General features: G+C 70.6%; 14 protein-coding genes. 8 read left to right on the plus strand and 6 right to left on the minus strand.

Annotated elements, in window-relative coordinates; genetic code table 11:
• Positions 1-64 precede the first annotated feature (64 nt).
• From ACT53Q_RS12210 to ACT53Q_RS12245, 8 genes are read left to right on the plus strand one after another with little or no spacing between them, the layout of a single operon-like run.
• Positions 65-529 (plus strand): endonuclease domain-containing protein, encoded by a 465-nt coding sequence (locus ACT53Q_RS12210; RefSeq protein WP_476186925.1) that lies wholly within the window; start codon positions 65-67, stop codon positions 527-529.
• On the plus strand, positions 529-2,565 hold the full coding sequence (locus ACT53Q_RS12215) for an acetyl/propionyl/methylcrotonyl-CoA carboxylase subunit alpha (protein ID WP_476186926.1): 2,037 nt from the start codon (positions 529-531) through the stop codon (positions 2,563-2,565). The genes ACT53Q_RS12210 and ACT53Q_RS12215 overlap by 1 nt, the downstream gene beginning before the upstream one ends.
• Positions 2,562-3,194, plus strand: a complete 633-nt coding sequence (locus ACT53Q_RS12220) for a hypothetical protein (RefSeq protein WP_476186927.1) — start codon at positions 2,562-2,564, stop codon at positions 3,192-3,194. Before ACT53Q_RS12215 ends, ACT53Q_RS12220 begins: the two co-directional genes overlap by 4 nt.
• Positions 3,191-4,102, plus strand: a complete 912-nt coding sequence (locus ACT53Q_RS12225; protein WP_476186928.1) for a hydroxymethylglutaryl-CoA lyase — start codon at positions 3,191-3,193, stop codon at positions 4,100-4,102. The genes ACT53Q_RS12220 and ACT53Q_RS12225 overlap by 4 nt, the downstream gene beginning before the upstream one ends.
• On the plus strand, positions 4,099-6,678 hold the full coding sequence (locus tag ACT53Q_RS12230) for a sensor domain-containing protein (RefSeq protein ID WP_476186929.1): 2,580 nt from the start codon (positions 4,099-4,101) through the stop codon (positions 6,676-6,678). Before ACT53Q_RS12225 ends, ACT53Q_RS12230 begins: the two co-directional genes overlap by 4 nt.
• The gene (locus ACT53Q_RS12235) at positions 6,678-7,076 is read left to right on the plus strand and encodes a hypothetical protein (RefSeq protein WP_476186930.1); all 399 of its coding nucleotides are present in this window, start codon (positions 6,678-6,680) and stop codon (positions 7,074-7,076) included. The genes ACT53Q_RS12230 and ACT53Q_RS12235 overlap by 1 nt, the downstream gene beginning before the upstream one ends.
• Positions 7,073-7,567 (plus strand): GNAT family N-acetyltransferase, encoded by a 495-nt coding sequence (locus tag ACT53Q_RS12240; RefSeq protein ID WP_476186931.1) that lies wholly within the window; start codon positions 7,073-7,075, stop codon positions 7,565-7,567. Before ACT53Q_RS12235 ends, ACT53Q_RS12240 begins: the two co-directional genes overlap by 4 nt.
• Before the next feature lie 23 nt (positions 7,568-7,590).
• Positions 7,591-8,265: a cold shock domain-containing protein gene (locus tag ACT53Q_RS12245; protein WP_476186932.1), complete on the plus strand. Its 675-nt coding sequence runs from the start codon at positions 7,591-7,593 to the stop codon at positions 8,263-8,265.
• Between the two features lie 74 nt (positions 8,266-8,339).
• Here ACT53Q_RS12245 and ACT53Q_RS12250 read toward each other — a convergent pair whose 3' ends face one another.
• From ACT53Q_RS12250 to ACT53Q_RS12275, 6 genes are all read right to left on the minus strand, one after another.
• A complete protein-coding gene (locus tag ACT53Q_RS12250; protein ID WP_476186933.1) occupies positions 8,340-12,074 on the minus strand; it encodes a beta-ketoacyl synthase N-terminal-like domain-containing protein in 3,735 nt (1,244 codons plus the stop codon).
• A 16-nt stretch (positions 12,075-12,090) separates the two neighbouring features.
• Positions 12,091-13,170: an aspartyl/asparaginyl beta-hydroxylase domain-containing protein gene (locus ACT53Q_RS12255; protein WP_476186934.1), complete on the minus strand. Its 1,080-nt coding sequence runs from the start codon at positions 13,168-13,170 to the stop codon at positions 12,091-12,093.
• Between the two features lie 106 nt (positions 13,171-13,276).
• A complete protein-coding gene (locus tag ACT53Q_RS12260) occupies positions 13,277-14,095 on the minus strand; it encodes a hypothetical protein (RefSeq protein WP_476186935.1) in 819 nt (272 codons plus the stop codon).
• Positions 14,092-14,907: a thioesterase II family protein gene (locus ACT53Q_RS12265; RefSeq protein ID WP_476186936.1), complete on the minus strand. Its 816-nt coding sequence runs from the start codon at positions 14,905-14,907 to the stop codon at positions 14,092-14,094. Before ACT53Q_RS12265 ends, ACT53Q_RS12260 begins: the two co-directional genes overlap by 4 nt.
• Positions 14,904-16,184 (minus strand): glycosyltransferase, encoded by a 1,281-nt coding sequence (locus ACT53Q_RS12270; protein ID WP_476186937.1) that lies wholly within the window; start codon positions 16,182-16,184, stop codon positions 14,904-14,906. The genes ACT53Q_RS12265 and ACT53Q_RS12270 overlap by 4 nt, the downstream gene beginning before the upstream one ends.
• Positions 16,185-16,203: 19 nt before the next feature.
• The gene (locus ACT53Q_RS12275; RefSeq protein WP_476186938.1) at positions 16,204-16,473 is read right to left on the minus strand and encodes an acyl carrier protein; all 270 of its coding nucleotides are present in this window, start codon (positions 16,471-16,473) and stop codon (positions 16,204-16,206) included.
• Between the last annotated feature and the right edge of the window lie 52 nt (positions 16,474-16,525).

Here is a 16,525-nt window from a genome sequence, read left to right on the forward strand (position 1 = left end):
GGCGGCGCGAAGGCCTGAAACCCGGCACATCGTGGCTGGATGGTGCCGGCATGGAGGCGATGACATGGAAGGACAGGCCAACGACCGCATCCGCATTCCGAAGCTGCAACGCACGCTGCGCAAACGCATGACGGACGCCGAAAACGCGCTGTGGCACCTGTTGCGAGGCAGACAACTGGAAGGCTGCAAGTTCCGGCGGCAGCATCCGTACGGCGACTACATCCTCGACTTCGTCAATCTCGAACTCCGGCTCGTGATCGAAGTCGACGGCGGCCAGCATGTCGACTCCGCCGCCGACGCACGACGCGACGCGCTGCTGCGCGACAGCGGGTTCACCGTGCTGAGGTTCTGGAACCACGACGTACTCACGAATGGGATTGCCGTCGCCGACGAAATCACACGCGCCATCACGCGGCTGAAGCAAACCCATCCCCACCCCGGCCCTCCCCTTGAAGGGGAGGGAGACGACACCGGCAACCTCAATCCGCGCGTTCGCACCGACAGCGCCCACAGCAAGAGCGGGACCTGATGTTCTCCAAGATCCTCATCGCCAACCGCGGCGAAATCGCCTGTCGCGTGATCCGTACCTGCCGCCGGCTGGGCATCCGCACGGTCGCGGTGTATTCCGACGCCGATGCCGACGCGCAGCACGTGCGCCAGGCCGACGAGGCCGTGCACATCGGCGGCGCGCGGCCGCAGGAAAGCTATCTGTGCGGCGACGTCATCCTCGACGCGGCGCTGCGCACCGGTGCGCAGGCCATCCATCCGGGTTACGGCTTCCTCAGCGAGAACGCGGACTTCGCCGACGCGGTGGAAGCCGCGGGCGTCGTCTTCATCGGCCCGAAGGCGGGGTCGATGCGCAAGATGGGCAGCAAGGCCGGCGCGAAGCAGTTGATGCAGGCCGCCGGCGTGCCGGTGGTACCGGGCTACACCGGCGAGGACCAGTCGCCCGAGCTGCTGCAGCGCGAGGCCGACGCGATCGGCTATCCGCTGATGATCAAGGCCGCGCACGGCGGCGGCGGCAAGGGCATGCGCATCGTGCGCGGCAGCGCGGAGTTCCTGCCGAACCTCGAAAGCTGCCAGCGCGAGGCGCGCAACGCCTTCGGCCGCGACCGCGTGCTGCTGGAGCGCTACGTCGAGAAGCCGCGCCACATCGAGATCCAGATCTTCGGCGACGCGCACGGAGAGGTCATCCACCTCAACGAGCGCGAATGCTCGGCGCAGCGCCGCTACCAGAAGGTGCTGGAGGAGTCGCCCTCGCCCTTCCTCACGCCGGAACTGCGCGCGGCGATGGGCGCGGCTGCCGTGCAGGCCGGGCGCGCGATCGACTACCAGAACGCGGGCACGGTCGAATTCATCGTCGGCCAGGATGCCGATGGAAAGCCGGGCGGCTTCTACTTCATGGAGATCAACACGCGCCTGCAGGTCGAACATCCGGTCACCGAGTACGTGACGGGACTCGATCTCGTCGAATGGCAGCTGCGCGTCGCCGCCGGCGAACCGCTGCCGCTGGCGCAGGACGCCATCGCGCGCCACGGCCATGCCATCGAAGTGCGGCTGTACGCTGAAGATCCCGAAGCCGGCTTCCTGCCCGGCTCCGGCAAGCTGACGCGCCTGCGCCTGCCCGCGCCGTCGGCGCACGTGCGGCTGGACGGCGGCGTGATCGAAGGCGACACGGTCACGATCTTCTACGACCCGATGATCGCCAAGCTGATCGTGTGGGACGCGGATCGCCCGCGCGCCCTCGCCCGCCTGCGCGAGGCGCTGGCGCAGTGCGCGATCGACGGGCCGAAGTCGAACGTCGCCTTCCTCGAACGCCTGATCCGCCATCCCGCGGTGGTCGACGCGACCATCGACACCGGCACGCTCGATCGCGCGCTGGACGACTTCATGCCGAAGCCCGCGCCGCCGGCGCAGGCGCGTCGCGCGCGCGCCGCCGCGGCGACCGCGCTGCTGCTGCGCGAGGAAGCCTCGACCCGCGCGCAGGCCGCCGGAAGCGGCGATCCCACCTCGCCGTGGGCGTTGGCCGACGGCTGGCGCCTGGGCCATGCCGGGCAGCGCCGGCTGGTGCTGGACGACGGCACGCAGGCGCACACGCTGACCGTGCGCGGCAGCGCCGGCGACTACGCGATCGACGATGCCGATGGCCGCATCGAGGTGCGCGGCGCGCGGATCGAGGCCGATGGCGCGCTCTCCGCGCGTTTCGATGGAGAAGGCTTCCGCCTGCGGCTGGACGCCGACGCCGGTTCCGTCGCATCCTCCCGGATGGACGTGCACGACGGGGAACGCCGCTGGCGCTTCGTGCGGGTGCCGGCGTATCGCCCCGCCGATGCCGAGGCCGCCGGCGCCGGGGATCGCGCGCTGGCGCCGATGCCGGGACGGATCGTGCTGATCCGCGCACAGGTCGGGGACCAAGTCGAAGAAGGCCAGGAACTGCTGGTGATGGAAGCGATGAAGATGGAGTTGACGCTGAAGGCCCCGCGCGCCGGCACGGTCGCCGAAGTGCGCGTGGCCGCCGGCGATTTCGTCGAGGCCGACGCCGCACTGGTGGTGCTGGCGTCATGACCCTGCGCCTGCGGCTGGCCGCTCTCGCGCTGCTGGCGCTGCCGCTGGCCGGCTGCGTGTCGTTCGAGGTCGCGCCGGTGGCGACGATGGGCTGCGATGCCGCCCTCGCCGGCGCCTGGCTGCCCGAGAGCGGCGACATCGGGCCGGGCGACAAGCCGCTGGTCGCCTCCGCCGAATGCGTGCTGTCCGCCCCGAACGGCGCGGGCGGACCGGACACCCAGCATTTCTCGACCTTCGATTTCGACGGCGACCACTACATCGCGGTCAGTGCCGACGACGCCAAGGCCGTGACCGACACCGCGGGCCACGTCGTCGAGACCTGGCCGAAGACGCGGGTCGAGCTGTACCGCTACCGGCTCGACGGCGACCGCCTGCAGCTCTGGTCCGCGAACGTCGAGGTCGCCCAGACCGTCGGCGGCGACGGCATCACCGTCCACACCGATGCGCCGATCGATCCGGCGACGAAGCAGGCCGCACCCTCGATGTTCGACCACCGTTCCGTCTACCTCGCCGGCGAACGCGACGCGATCGCCGCCCTGCTGCGCCGGAAGGGCGACGCGCTGTACCGCGAGCCGACGCCCGAACGCGTGATGGCGCTGCGCCGGGTCGCATCCGGGGACGCGCCATGACCGACGCCGTCCGCATCGTCGAGGTCGGCCCGCGCGACGGGCTGCAGAACGAGAAGACCCTGGTTCCGGCCGCGGCCAAGATCGAACTGATCGACCGCCTCTCCGCCACCGGCCTGTCCAGCATCGAGGCCACCAGTTTCGTCAGCCCGAAATGGGTGCCGCAGCTGGCCGACGCCGCCGAGGTCTACGTCGGCATCGCCAAGCGCCCCGGCGTGCGCTATCCCGTGCTGGTGCCGAACGAACAGGGCTACGAACGCGCCCGCGCCGTGGGCGTGGACGAGATCGCGGTGTTCACCGCCGCGTCCGAGGCGTTCAACCAGCGCAACATCAACGCGACCATCGCCGAATCGCTGGCGCGCTTCGCGCCGGTGATCGAGCGCGCCCGCGCCGACGGCGTCGCGGTGCGCGGCTACGTCTCCACCGTGCTCGGTTGCCCGTACCAGGGCGAGGTGCCGCTGGCCGACGTGGTCCGCGTCGCGCGCGCCCTGCACGCCATGGGCTGCTACGAGATTTCCCTCGGCGACACGATCGGCGTCGGCACCCCGGGCAAGGCCGCGGCGATGCTGCGCGCCGTGGCCGGCGAAGTGCCGATGGCCGCGCTCGCCGTGCACTTCCACGACACCTACGGCCAGGCGCTGGCGAACCTCCACGCCTGCCTCGACGCCGGCGTGCGCGTGGTCGACGCCGCGGTGTCCGGCACCGGCGGCTGCCCGTACGCGAAGGGCGCCAGCGGCAACGTCGCGACCGAGGACGTGGTCTACCTGCTGCACGGCATGGGCTTCGCCACCGGCGTCGACCTGCCCGCGCTCGCCGACACCGGACGCTGGCTGTCGCGGCTGCTGGGGCGCGACAGCGGCAGCAAGGTCGGCCGGGCGCTGCAGGCGTCGGCGCAGGACCCGGCCCCGTGAACGACGCCCGGCCCGCGTCCGCGCCGCCCCCCGTTTCCGCCGACCAGGCGGACACGCTGGCCGCACTGGACCGCGCCCGCCGGGACACCACGCTCGACGCCGACACCCGCGCGCTGATCGAACGCGCGCACGCGGCGCTGCGCAGCGCCATCGACGAAACCGAATCCGAACGCCTGCGCTACACCGCGCTGTTCGACGCCGTGCCCGATCCGGTCAGCATCCTCGACTGGAACGGCACCGTGCTCGACCTCAACAAGGCCGGCATGGCCGCGTACCGCCGCAAGCGCGAGGAGATCGTCGGCCAGCCGATCGAAGTGCTCAACCCGGACCTGCCGAAGGACCACCTGGAACCGGTCTGGGCCGCACTGCGCCGCGGCGAGACCTACGTGGTCGAGGTCGCGAACATGCGCGGCGACGGCAGCCGCTTCCCGGTCGAGGTGCACACCGCCGGCTTCGAGTACAAGGGCGAGACGCACATGGTCGCGGTGGCCCGCGACCTCAGCGCGCGCTGGCAGGCCGAAGGCCGCTACCGGCTGCTGCTGGAAGCGATCGACGTCGGCGTGATCCTGTTCGACCGCGAGATGCACGTGATCTCAGCGAACCCGGCCGCGCATCGCGCGATCGGCGCCGAGGTGGGCCAGAGCCTGCACACGCTGCTGCTGCCCGAGCACTGGAAGGTGGTCGACGCCCGCGGCCAGCCGCTGGGCTTCCACGACTGGCCCACCACCCGCGCGCTGGAGCAGGCGCAGGTCATCAGCAACAGCGTGGTCGGCCTGTTCAACGTGACCCACCAGCGCATGTCGTGGATCTCGGTGACCACCGTGCCGGTGTTCGAGGCCGACGGCACCACGCCGCAGTACGTGTTCGCGGTGTTCAGCGACGTCACCACGCTCAAGCGCGACAACGTGCTGTTCGACCGCGCGCAGGGCCTGGCCCACATCGGCGGCTGGGAATGGGACCGCGGCCGCCAGCGGCTGTACCTCACCCAGGAAGCGCAGCGCATCCTCGGCCGCAGCCCGGTGCCGCAGACCATCGGCGACATGATCGCCGGCATGGTGCCCGCCGACCGCGGCCGCCTGCGCGTGGCGGTCGACCGCCTGATCGAGAACGGCGGCAGCTTCGACCTCGAACTCCAGAGCCTGCGCAGCGACCACCGCGGCGGCTGGGTGCGCGTGATCGGCGAGGCCGACAGCGGCGACCCCGGCACCTCGCGCATCGTCGGCACGCTGCAGGACATCACCGAACGCAAGCAGGCCGAGGAAACCCTGCGCGTGCAGGCGCGCACCGACCCGCTCACCGGCCTGCTCAACCGCGACGCGATCCTGGGCGAACTCGACCTGCGCATGCGCGACGCGGCGCTGGCCGAGGTCGCGGTGCTGTACGTCGACCTCGACCGCTTCAAGGTGATCAACGACGTGCTGGGCCACGCCGCCGGCGACGAACTGCTGGCCTCGGCCGCGCAGCGCATCTCGCGCGCGGTCGCCGGCGAAGGCCTGGTCGCGCGCTTCGGCGGCGACGAATTCCTCGTCGTCTGCGCGCTGGCCGACGACGACAAGCGCCCCGAACGCATCGCCGAGGCGATCCTGCGCGAACTGTCGGACACCTTCCGCTTCGACAACGAGGAATTCGCGATCACCGCGAGCATCGGCATCGCCCGCGCGCCCGCCGACGGCGAGCGCCCGCAGGCGCTGATCCAGAATGCCGACGCCGCGATGTACGACAGCAAGCGCCGCTCGCACAACGCGTGGCAGGCGTTCACCCCGGCGTTGGCGCAGAGCCAGGCCGACCGGCTGTGGATGGAGACGCACCTGCGTCGCGCCGCGGACAACGGCGAGTTCCACCTCGCCTACCAGCCGCAGGTCGACCTGCTCAGCGGCCGCATCGTCGCCGCCGAGGCGCTGATCCGCTGGCAGAACCACCTGCTGGGCGAACTGCGGCCCGACCGCTTCATCAGCCACGCCGAGACCACCGGCGACATCGTCCGCATCGGCCACTGGGTGCTGCGCGAGGCCTGCCGCCAGGTCGCCGCGTGGCGCGACGCCGGCCTCGGCATCGTGCGCGTGGCGGTGAACGTGTCCTACCGCCAGTTCGTCGGCGAGGACCTCGCCGAAACCGTGCGCAAGCTGCTCGACGAATTCGGGCTGCCCGGCGCCGCGATCGAACTGGAATTCACCGAGCGCGTGCTGATCGAGGACGCGCCCGACACGCTGCGCACCTTCGCCGACCTGCGCGAGATGGGCGTGATGCTGACCATCGACGATTTCGGCGAAGGCTACAGCGCGCTGAACTACCTGCGCCGGCTGCCGATCCACGGCCTCAAGCTCAGCCAGCTGTTCGTCGGCGGCGTGCCGACCAATCCGTCCGACGTCGCCGTCTGCCAGGCCGTGGTCGGCATCGCCCGCAGCCTCAACCTCGGCCTCGTCGCCGAGGGCGTGGAGTCCGAGGCCCAGCGCCAGTTCCTGCTGCGCCTCGGCGTGCCGATCGCGCAGGGCTTCCTGTTCGCGCCCGGCCTGATGCCGGAAGAATTCGCGCGACGCCTCGCACAGACGGGGATGCTGCGACCGGAGGCGCATTGATGCGCTTCGCGTGGACGCCGGCGATCCGGCACCAGTTGCGTTTCTCGATCGCGATAGTCGCGTGGTGCATGTGGTACGTGGTCGCGATGCTGAGCGACATTCCGTCATTGTGGTCCGTGCCCTTCCTGCTCGCGATCTGGATTCGCCCCGCACCTCCATTGCCCAAGGCGGAGTGGTCGTTGCGTCAGATCGTGCCGGCACTCGTGTTCCTCTTGGTGCTCATCGCCCTGGGCTACGCCCTGCACCGGGCCGCTGGTTCGCCGCTCGGGACGTGGAGCATGCGCCTGATCCTCACTGCGACCTGGGGGCTGGGCCTGTACACGTTCGCGCGTGACGCTGCCGCGACTTTCCCCGGCATGACAATGCCCATCCACTCCTCCGAACCGTCCGCCTCATGACGACGCTCGTCATCCGCCCGATCGAACCCCCCGACGACGCGGCCATCGCCGCGATCATCCGCACGGTCATGCCCGAGTTCGGCGCCACCGGCTGCGGCTTCGCGATCAGCGATCCGGAAGTCGACTGGATGACGCGCGCCTACGCCGCGCCGCGTTCGGCGTATTTCGTGGTCGAGCGCGACGGCACGGTCGAAGGCGGCGGCGGTGTCGCGCCCCTGACCGGCGGCGACGCCGACACCTGCGAACTGCGCAAGATGTATTTCCTGCCGAGCCTGCGCGGGCTCGGCGCCGGCGCCGCGCTGATGGCGCGCTGCCTCGACGCCGCGCGCGATTTCGGCTTCCGCCGCTGCTATCTCGAAACGCTCACCGGCATGGACGCGGCGATGCGGCTGTACGAACGCAGCGGCTTCCGCCGCATCGACGCGGCGCTCGGCGCCACCGGCCACGGCGGCTGCAACACGTTCTACGCGAAGGACCTCGCGGATCACTGACCCACGGACGGGAGACGACCACGATGCGCACCCAGGGCACGCTCGTGAAATGGAACGACGACCGCGGCTTCGGCTTCGCGCGCACGCGCGAGAGCGGCGTCGAGGTGTTCGTGCACATCTCGGAATTCCCGCGCAGCGGCCGGCGCCCGCAGATGGGCGACCCGCTGTCGTTCGAGATCCGCACCGGCAGCGACGGCCGCAAGCAGGGCCACGCGATCACTTGGGACGTGCCGGTGCCGCCGACGGATTTCATGCGTCCGCCACCGCCCGCAACGCCGCGCGCATCCTCGGCGCATGCGCAGGCGCAGCGCCCCGCGTACGCGCCTGCACGCACGAGCACACGCCTGCATGCACAGACCTACACGCGCGACCGCACGCGCCCGTCGCGGAAAAGCCGCAGCGCGGTGCCGGTGATCCTTGTGCTGACGGTGGGCTCCGCACTCGGCTGGTACTTCGGACGCAGCGAGGTGCCGGCCGCCGTGCCCGAAGCGATTTCGGCGCCGGCGCCGGCGCTGGCACCGTCGTCCGCGCCTTCGATCGTCGATCCGCAGCCGGCCTTCCGCTGCGATGGGCGGAGCCGTTGCCCGGAAATGACCTCGTGCGAAGAGGCGAAGTGGTTCCTGCACCACTGCGCGGGCACGCTCAGCGACGGCGATGGCGACGGCATTCCCTGCGAAGACCAGTGGTGCGGCCACTGACAAGCGCCGCGGCGTCGGGCCTGCGATGAACGGCCCGGGTCATCATGGCGATGACCCGGGCATTGGTCGCGCGATCAGATCGACCGGAACGGATACAGCGGCAGGTCCATTCCACGACGCGCATGCTGCGGGTCCAGCGTGTGCCAATCGACGGCGACACCGTTCGTCCAGTCGCGTGCGACCTTCGCCAGCATCGCGAGCGCATCCGACGCGGCATCCTCGGCTTGCGCCGCGATTGCGTTGCCTGACGGCGCGACGCTGCCGCGCGTCCACGCCGCCGTCGCGTCGCCGTCGAGGAACGCGGCGAGGGCGGCCTGCAGTGCGGCAGCGTCGGCGCCCCACACCGCCAGACGTTCCGGCAGCGCGCTGCGGCCAATGCGCGAGACGCGGCAGGCGTCGACGACGTCGGCGTCGGCGAGCGTGCCCAGCGCTTCGCGCCACTGCGATGCCGAAGCGCGCAGCGCCGCGTCGTCGCGTGCGGACAGCACCAGCAGATGCGGGCCATCACCGCGCTTGCCTGCCTCGACCGTCGGCGCTTCGTGCAGCACCACGTGCGCGTTGGAGCCACCGAAGCCGAACGAACTGACGCCGGCGACACGGCCCGGCGCACCCTCGCCCGCCCACGGCGCGCGTTCGGTCGCCACCACGAGCGGCAGGCCGGTCTTGCGCAACCGCGGATTCAGCGTCTGCAGATGCAGGTGCGGCACGAGTTCGCCGTGGCGCACCATCAGCGCGGCCTTGATCAGGCCGGCGATGCCCGCCGCGGCTTCGAGATGGCCGATGTTGGTCTTCACCGAGCCCACCGCGCACGGTGCGCTGCGCGATTCGTTGCCCAGCGCTTCGGCGAGGCCCTGGATCTCGATCGGATCGCCCAGCGCGGTGCCGGTGCCGTGCGCTTCGATGTAGCCGACCTGCGTCGGCGCGATGCCCGCCTGCGCCAGCGCGCGACGCACGACCGCGACCTGCGCGACGCGACTCGGCGCGGTGAGGCCGTTGCTGCGACCGCTCTGGTTCACCGCGGAACCGGCGATGACGGCCTGCACCGGATCACCGTCGTGCAGCGCATCGGACAGTCGCTTCAGTACGATCAGCCCGCAGCCTTCGCCGCGCACGTAGCCGTCGGCGCGGGCATCGAAGGTCTTGCAGCGACCGTCGGCGGCCATCATCCCGGCCTGCGAGAAGATCACGCTCATGTCCGCATCGAGCATCACGTTCACGCCGCCGGCGATCGCGAGATCGACTTCGCCCATGCGCAACGCCTGGCAGGCGAGATGCACCGACACCAGCGACGCCGAGCACGCGGTGTCCACCGCCATGCTGGGCCCGAGCAGGCCCAACTGGTACGAGATGCGGTTAGCCGCGATGCTGGCCGCGTTGCCGGTGCCACTGAGCGCGGTGAGTGCGTCGAGCTTCCCGTGCAGGCGACGACCGAAATCGTTGCTGCCGATGCCGACGTAGACGCCGGTGGCGCTGCCCGCCAGAGACTCGGCCGGGATCGCCGCGTCTTCCAGCGCATGCCACGCAGTCTGCAACAGCAGTCGCTGCTGCGGATCCATCTCGCGCGCTTCGGCTTCGGGGATACCGAAGAACGCCGCGTCGAAACGCTCGACGTCGTCGACGAAACCACCCCAGCGCGTGCACGACTTGCCGCGCGTGGCGGGCGTGGCGTCGAAGAGTGCGTCGGCGTCCCAGCGCGAGGCCGGCACTTCGGTGATCGCATCGACGCCGTCGCGCAGCAGCGTCCAGAACGCGGCCTTGCCGTCGGCGCCGGGGAAACGGCAGGCCATGCCGACGATCGCGATGCGGTCGCCCATCGCCACCGCGCGCGCTTCGGGTTGCGCCACGGCCGCGTCCGGCTGCAGGTGCTGCGTCAGCAGGCGGATGTTCGGGTAATCCCACAGCAGCGTCGGCGGCTGCGGCCGGCCGAGCCAGGTTTCCAGCGCCGCGCACAGTTCCACCGCTTCGACCGAGCCGAGGCCGAACTCGACGAAGGGACGATCCAGATCCACCGCCGACGGCGCGATGCGCAGCCGCGTCGCGATGCGCTGCACCAGCCAGTCGCCGACCGAGCCCGCGGGCTGCGCGGCGGCGGCCGGCGGCGTCGGTACGAGGCCGGGCGCATCGTCGAACGCACCGGCGAGATACATCGCGCGCGCATCGCGACGACGCAGCTTGCCGCTGGAAGTGACCGGCAGCGAGCCGGTCTTGAGCAACCGCACCGTGTACGGCACTGCTTCAAACACCGCGGCGACACGGCCGGCGATGCGCTGTGACATCTCGGCGGCGTCGACCTTGCGGCGGAAATCGAGTTCCTGCAGCACGACGAGGCGCTCCTGGCCCTCGTGCTCGATGCTGAAGGCGACGCCGAAACCCGGGCGCAGTTCGTCGCCGCAGGTCTGCACCACGCCTTCGATGTCGGTGGGATAGAGATTGCGGCCGGCGAGGATCACCAGGTCCTTGATGCGCCCGGTGACGTAGAGCCGACCGTCGAGCACCGCACCGAGATCGCCGGTGCGCATCCACGGCCCGCGGCCGTCGGCGGTGTGCGCGCCGAACGCGGCGGCGCTTTCCTCCGGACGCTGCCAGTAGCCGAGCGCGACGCCGCCGTTGTTCACCCAGATCTCGCCGATCGCGCCTTCGGCGCAGGGCTGCAGCGTCGTGGTGTCGACCACCGCCACGCTGTCGTCCATCGGGCCGCAGGCGACCAGCGTGCGCGCGTTGTCGGCGCTGGACGCTTCGAGACGACCCTGCTCCTGCGCCGCGGGATCGACCGCATACGTCACCACGCCCGGCACGCCGGTGACGAGCAGCGTGGCTTCGGCCAGGCCGTAGCACGGCACGAAGTGTTCGCGACGGAAACCGACGCCGCCGAATGCGGCGGCGAAGCGGTCGAGCGTACCGACGCGCACCGGCTCGGCGCCGTTGTAGGCGATGCGCCAGCTCGACAGATCGAGACCCGCGCACTGTTCCGGTGAGATGCGGCGCGCGCAGAGATCGAATGCGAAGTCGGGTCCGCCCGAGTGCGTGGCGCGCTCGCGCGAGATCATCTCGAACCAGCGCAGCGGCCGTTGCAGGAACGCCGCCGGCGACATCAGGTGGCAGCTGATGCCGACGTACAGCGGCTGCAGGATGCCGCCGATCAGGCCCATGTCGTGGTACGGCGGCAGCCAGGAGACGCAGGTCGAGGCGTCATCCAGTTCAAAGAACCGGCGGATGCGCTCCGAGTTGTCCAGCAGGTTGGCGTGCGACACCATCACGCCCTTGGGCACGCCGGTGGAACCGGAGGTGTACTGCAGGAACGCCAGCGTGTCGCCATCGGAGCCCGACGGCCGCCACAGCGCGTGGTCGTCGGCGGGCACGGCGTCGACCGACAGCCAGTGCAGCGGCGGCATGTCGTCGAGTTCGGCGGTCAGCGCGCGCAGGCGCCCTTCTTCGGCGGCGATGGTGAGCACCACCACCGCGTGCGAGTCCTGCACGATCGCCTTCACGCGCGGCAGGTTGCGCGCATTGCGCGGCGGATACGCCGGCACCGCGGTCATGCCGGCGTAGAGGCAGGCCATGAACGCGACGACGTAGTCCAAGCCCGGCGGCAACAGCAGCAGCGCGCGCTCGCCAAGGCCGGCCAGCGACTGCAGCCGCGCGCCGACGGCACGGGCGCGGCGATCGAGTTCGGCGTAGGAGATCGGGACCCGGATCTCCTCTTCGCCGTCCTGCAGGAAGGTGTAGGCGAGGCGCTCCGGCTGCACCTGCGCGTGGTGTCGCAGGATCTCGTCGAAGGTGTTCGGCGGGTTGGTCATGCGCGTGGACATGCAGTCGGTTCCGGACTCAGGCCTGTGCGGGCTGCGCCGACGGCGCCTTCACCACGACCTGCCCCTTCGAGGTGTCGTGCTGCATCTTCTCCCACAGGCGCGTGACCGGCAGCGTCTGGTAGGCATCGTTGAAGCGCTCGATCACCGGCACCTCGGCATCGCTGAACACCGGGTGGTAGACGGTGAAGAACAGCACCACGCGCACGCTGTCGCTGTCGTTGCGCACCGAGTGCACGTAGGAGTCGTCGAACACCATCACCTTGCCCTCTTCCCACGCGCGGGTCTCGCCGCCGCAGGTGACGGTGCAGTCGCGCGGCACGATCAGCGGCAGATGCACGCGCAGCACGCCGTTGAACGGGCCGGTGTGCGGCGGCAGGCTGGCCTTCGGGTTGAGCGCGGAGAACATCGCCATCGTGTATTCGAAGCGCGGGATCGAATCGAGCACCGCCGTCGTCACCGGGCACAGCTTCGCGAAATCCTCGTTGCGCTTGCCGAACAGGTACAGGTAGAAGCTGTTCCAGCCTTCGTGCTTGTTGCCCTGGCCGCCGCGGTACATCTGGAACTTCTCGCGCTGGTTGGCCAGCACATTCTCCAGCTCGGCGCGGATCTGCGGATACGCGGCTTCCAGGCGCGCGGTGAAGTCGTACTGCGAGGCGTCGTAGAAGGCGTGCGCGGGCACGCCGGGGATGAACAGCGGCGGCGTCTGCAGCGGATGCGTGTACGGCGACGGCTTCTTCGCCACCGGCTTGGCCAGCACGTCGAACACCGACGTGATGCCCAGTGCCTGCATGCCGCGCTGCACGGTCGGCAGCGCATCCAGCGCCTGGTAGGCATCGCGCAGCGCTTCGAGATTGCCGGCGCGGGTGCTGCACAGCGCTTCGATCAGCTCCGGCGCGGGGGCGTTCTGCTTGCCGCCGATGCGGAGCGCGCGGCCCAGTTGCAGCATGCGCCCGGAGAGGCGCATGCCCCAGGCGGCCGTGGTCGGGAACATCCGCGGCCCGAGCAGGGCGCGGCGGGTGGGCGCGAGCGTCAGTGCGATCACGGGCAACAGCAGCAACGACAGCGCGACGGCGACGAACAAGAGGACGGGGTTCATGCGAGGGATCTCCGCATCAGCGAGTTGAGGACGATTCGGAAGACTCGGACGGAACGCCGAGCCCGGGATATGGACCGCAGGGATATCGGAAAGCGGGGCGTGGCGCTCAGCGCGGCGCTTCGTGCGCGGCGGCCGGCACCGGGGCCGGGGCCGACATCGGAGTGACGGGTACCGGCAGGTCGTCGGCCGCGAAGATCCGCGCGCCCAGCGCGTAGCTCCAGGCCGACATCGCGGTGACCATCAGCAGCGTGCACAGCGTGCCGACGACGATGCCGAAGGCGTCGGGGAAGTGGCGGAACAGGCGTTCGACCGTCGCCTCCATCGCGATCGTGCAGCCGGTGAGCAGCAGGACCGGCAGCGGATTGCGTCGCGCCGCGAGCAGCGCACGGGCGAATGCGGCCAGGCCCTCGAGCCGACCGATCACGACCGTGGCGGCGACGAACGTCACCGGCATCGCCGCGGCGAACAGCGCCATCTTGAAATGCAGTTGCGCTTCGAGCGACAGCTTCCCGGGATTCGAGAGCACCGTGGCGGCCACGATCTTGCCGTCGTGGAACACCGTCCAGACGAGTGCAATCGCCAGCGGCAGCCACACGCCCGCCACGAGCGTGGCGGTGATGCCCACCGGCTTCGCGAATGCGGCCCACACGCGCCACGGACGTGGCTTTTCGCCGTGGTCGGCGGCCAGAAACATCGCCATGATCTGCGCGCCAAGGATGCCCGACGCGGCAATCTTGAAGGCGAGGCCGACCTGCGGCACCACCATGAAGAGTTCGATCGTCACCGCCATCAGGATCGTGGTGGCCAGCCAGCGCCAGAGGTAGCGCAGGTACAGGCGACCGGCGTCGCCGATGGACGCCGCGATCTCGGGCATCGCGAGGCGGCGAGGCGCCGGAGGTGCGGCGATCTGCATCGAGGGACTCATGAGGGCATCTCCATGGCCGTGACCTGCGCCGCGACGGATGTCGCGGCAGCGCTTCCGGGCATCGCTTCGAGTTCCGCCGCGACTTGCGCCAGCACGGCGTCGCGCGCGGTGTGGATGAAGAAGTGGCCGCCGTCGTGCATGTGCATCGAGAACCCGCCGCGGGTGTGATCGGCCCAGCCGGCGATCGCGGCTTCGGGGATCATCTCGTCCTCGCGTCCGCCGAAGGCGGTGATCGGACACGGCAGCGCGCCTTCCGGCTGGTGGACGTAGGTCTCCACCGCCGCGAAATCCGCACGCACCATCGGCAGCAGCAGGTCCAGCAGTTCCGGATGCTCCAGCACTTCCACCGGCGTGCCTTCGTACTCGCGCAGGCGGGCGCGGAAATCGGCATCGGACAGCGTGTGCATCGGTGGCCGCGGATACCGGTGGTTCGGCGCGATGTAGCCCGACAGCAGCAGCTTCACCGGCAGGCGCATGCCGCCGCGCCGCATCAGCCGCGCGGTCTCGAACGCCACCAGCGCGCCCATGCTGTGGCCGAAAAAGACCAGCGGCCGCGGATCGGCATCCTGCTGCAGCGCCTGGATCACGCCCAGCGCCATCTCGTCGATGCGGCGCAGCGGCGGCTCGCGGAAGCGCGCGCCGCGCCCGGGGTATTGCACCACCTGCAGCAGCACCTGCTGCGGGATCGCCTGCCGCCAGTCGGCGTACACGTGCGCCGCACCGCCGGCGTAGGGAAAGCACAGCAGCCGCGCGGTCGCGGCAGCGTCGTCGGGGCCCGGCATGCGGGCGATCCAGGGCGAAGGTCGGTTCATGCGGTCACGGGCAAGGGATCGGAAGCGGACACGGCAGCGTCGACGGACGGGGTCCCGGTGTCGGCGAAGGCGTATTCGCGATGCAGGCAGTCCACGGCCTCCTGCACGCCACGCTCGGTCTCGGGGTCATCGGCGAAGGCACGGCAGCGCGGCGCGAGCGCTAGGGCGTCGCGTACGCGCTCGATCACGGTCTCGACGGCGATGTCGGTCTCGACGATGGGTTGCGCGGCCAGGCCGTGTTCGGCCAGCAGCTGGCCCCAGTACGGCTGGTCGAACAGGTTGCCCATCGCCAGCGACGGCACGCCCGCGCGCAGCGTTGCGGCGCTGCCGCCGGCACCGCCGTGATGGATCACGCACGACGCCTGCGGGAACAGCCAGCCGTGCGGCAGTTCGCCGACGAGATGCATGCGATCGGGTGCGGGCACGGAGGGCGGCGGCGCATCGGCGAGCAGCGCCTGCACGATCACCGGCAGCTCCATGCGATCGAGCGCGTCGAGCACCACGCGCAGCTTGGCGTCGATGTGGTCGCCCGCGCTGCTGCCCAGCGTCACCACCACCGGGTTCGGATGACGCTGCAGGAACGCGGCCAACGCGGGATCGGGCGTCCAGTCGGGATCATGCGTCGCGCCGTGCAGGAAGCCGGTGACGCGATGCTGCGGCGACCACTGCGCCGACTCCGGCACGAGGCGCGGACTGATCGCGACCAGGTTCAGGCGCGGCGAATACACGCTGTCGGCAACGACCTCGACCGGACGCAGCCCGTGCGCGGCACGGAATTCGGCCAGGCGATCGCCCCACAGCCAGCGCGAATAGCCCTGCCGCGCGCGCAGTTCCTCGCGCGAGGCCAGCGCCTGCTCGCAGCCGATGCCGGCCGCATTCAGCGTGACGCTGGCCCACGGCAGGCCCAGCGATTCCGCGGCCAGTGCACCGCCGACCTGCAGCCAGTGCGCGATCACGACGTCGCAGCCATCGGCGGCCTCGCGGCAGTCCTCGAACAGGCGATCGAGATCGCCCAGCAGCACCTGCTGCAGCAGCGCGCGGTTCTGCTTGCGCGGATTCGCCTCCGCATGCATGCCGTCCATCATCCTGCGGTAGGCCGCGGCGGCCATCGGGCTGCCCAGCGCATGGAACGCGAAGCCGTGCCGCTGCACGAGATCGGCATGCGCCGCGGGTGCGCCGAAGCGCACGGTGTCGCCGCGCGCGCGCAGGCCGCCGGCCAGCGCCAGCAGCGGCTGCACGTCACCGCGCGTTCCCCAGGTCAGCACTGCCCAGCGCATCGTCGTCGACTCCGTGGCGTCAGGCGGCGGCAACGCCGTCGGGCACGCCCAGCTTGCGGCACAGCGCGCCCACGATCTGGCCGACGGTCGACAGCTCCAGCATCTCCTCGGGGTCGAGTTCGATGGCGAAGGCCTCTTCGAGGTCGTACATCATGTTCATCAGCTTCAGCGAGCTGAGGCCGAGGCTGTCGGTGCTGCGGTCGTCGGCGATCGTGGACGGATCGACGTCGAGCTTGAGCTGCGCCGTCAGCACCCGCAGGGCGGTTTCGCGGATTTCGTCTTGGGTCATCGGTGAATCCTCGGAAGTCGTGTGGTGTTGGCGCATGAGGGATGGGGGGTGC

The organism is Lysobacter sp. DMC97 (assembly GCF_056313745.1).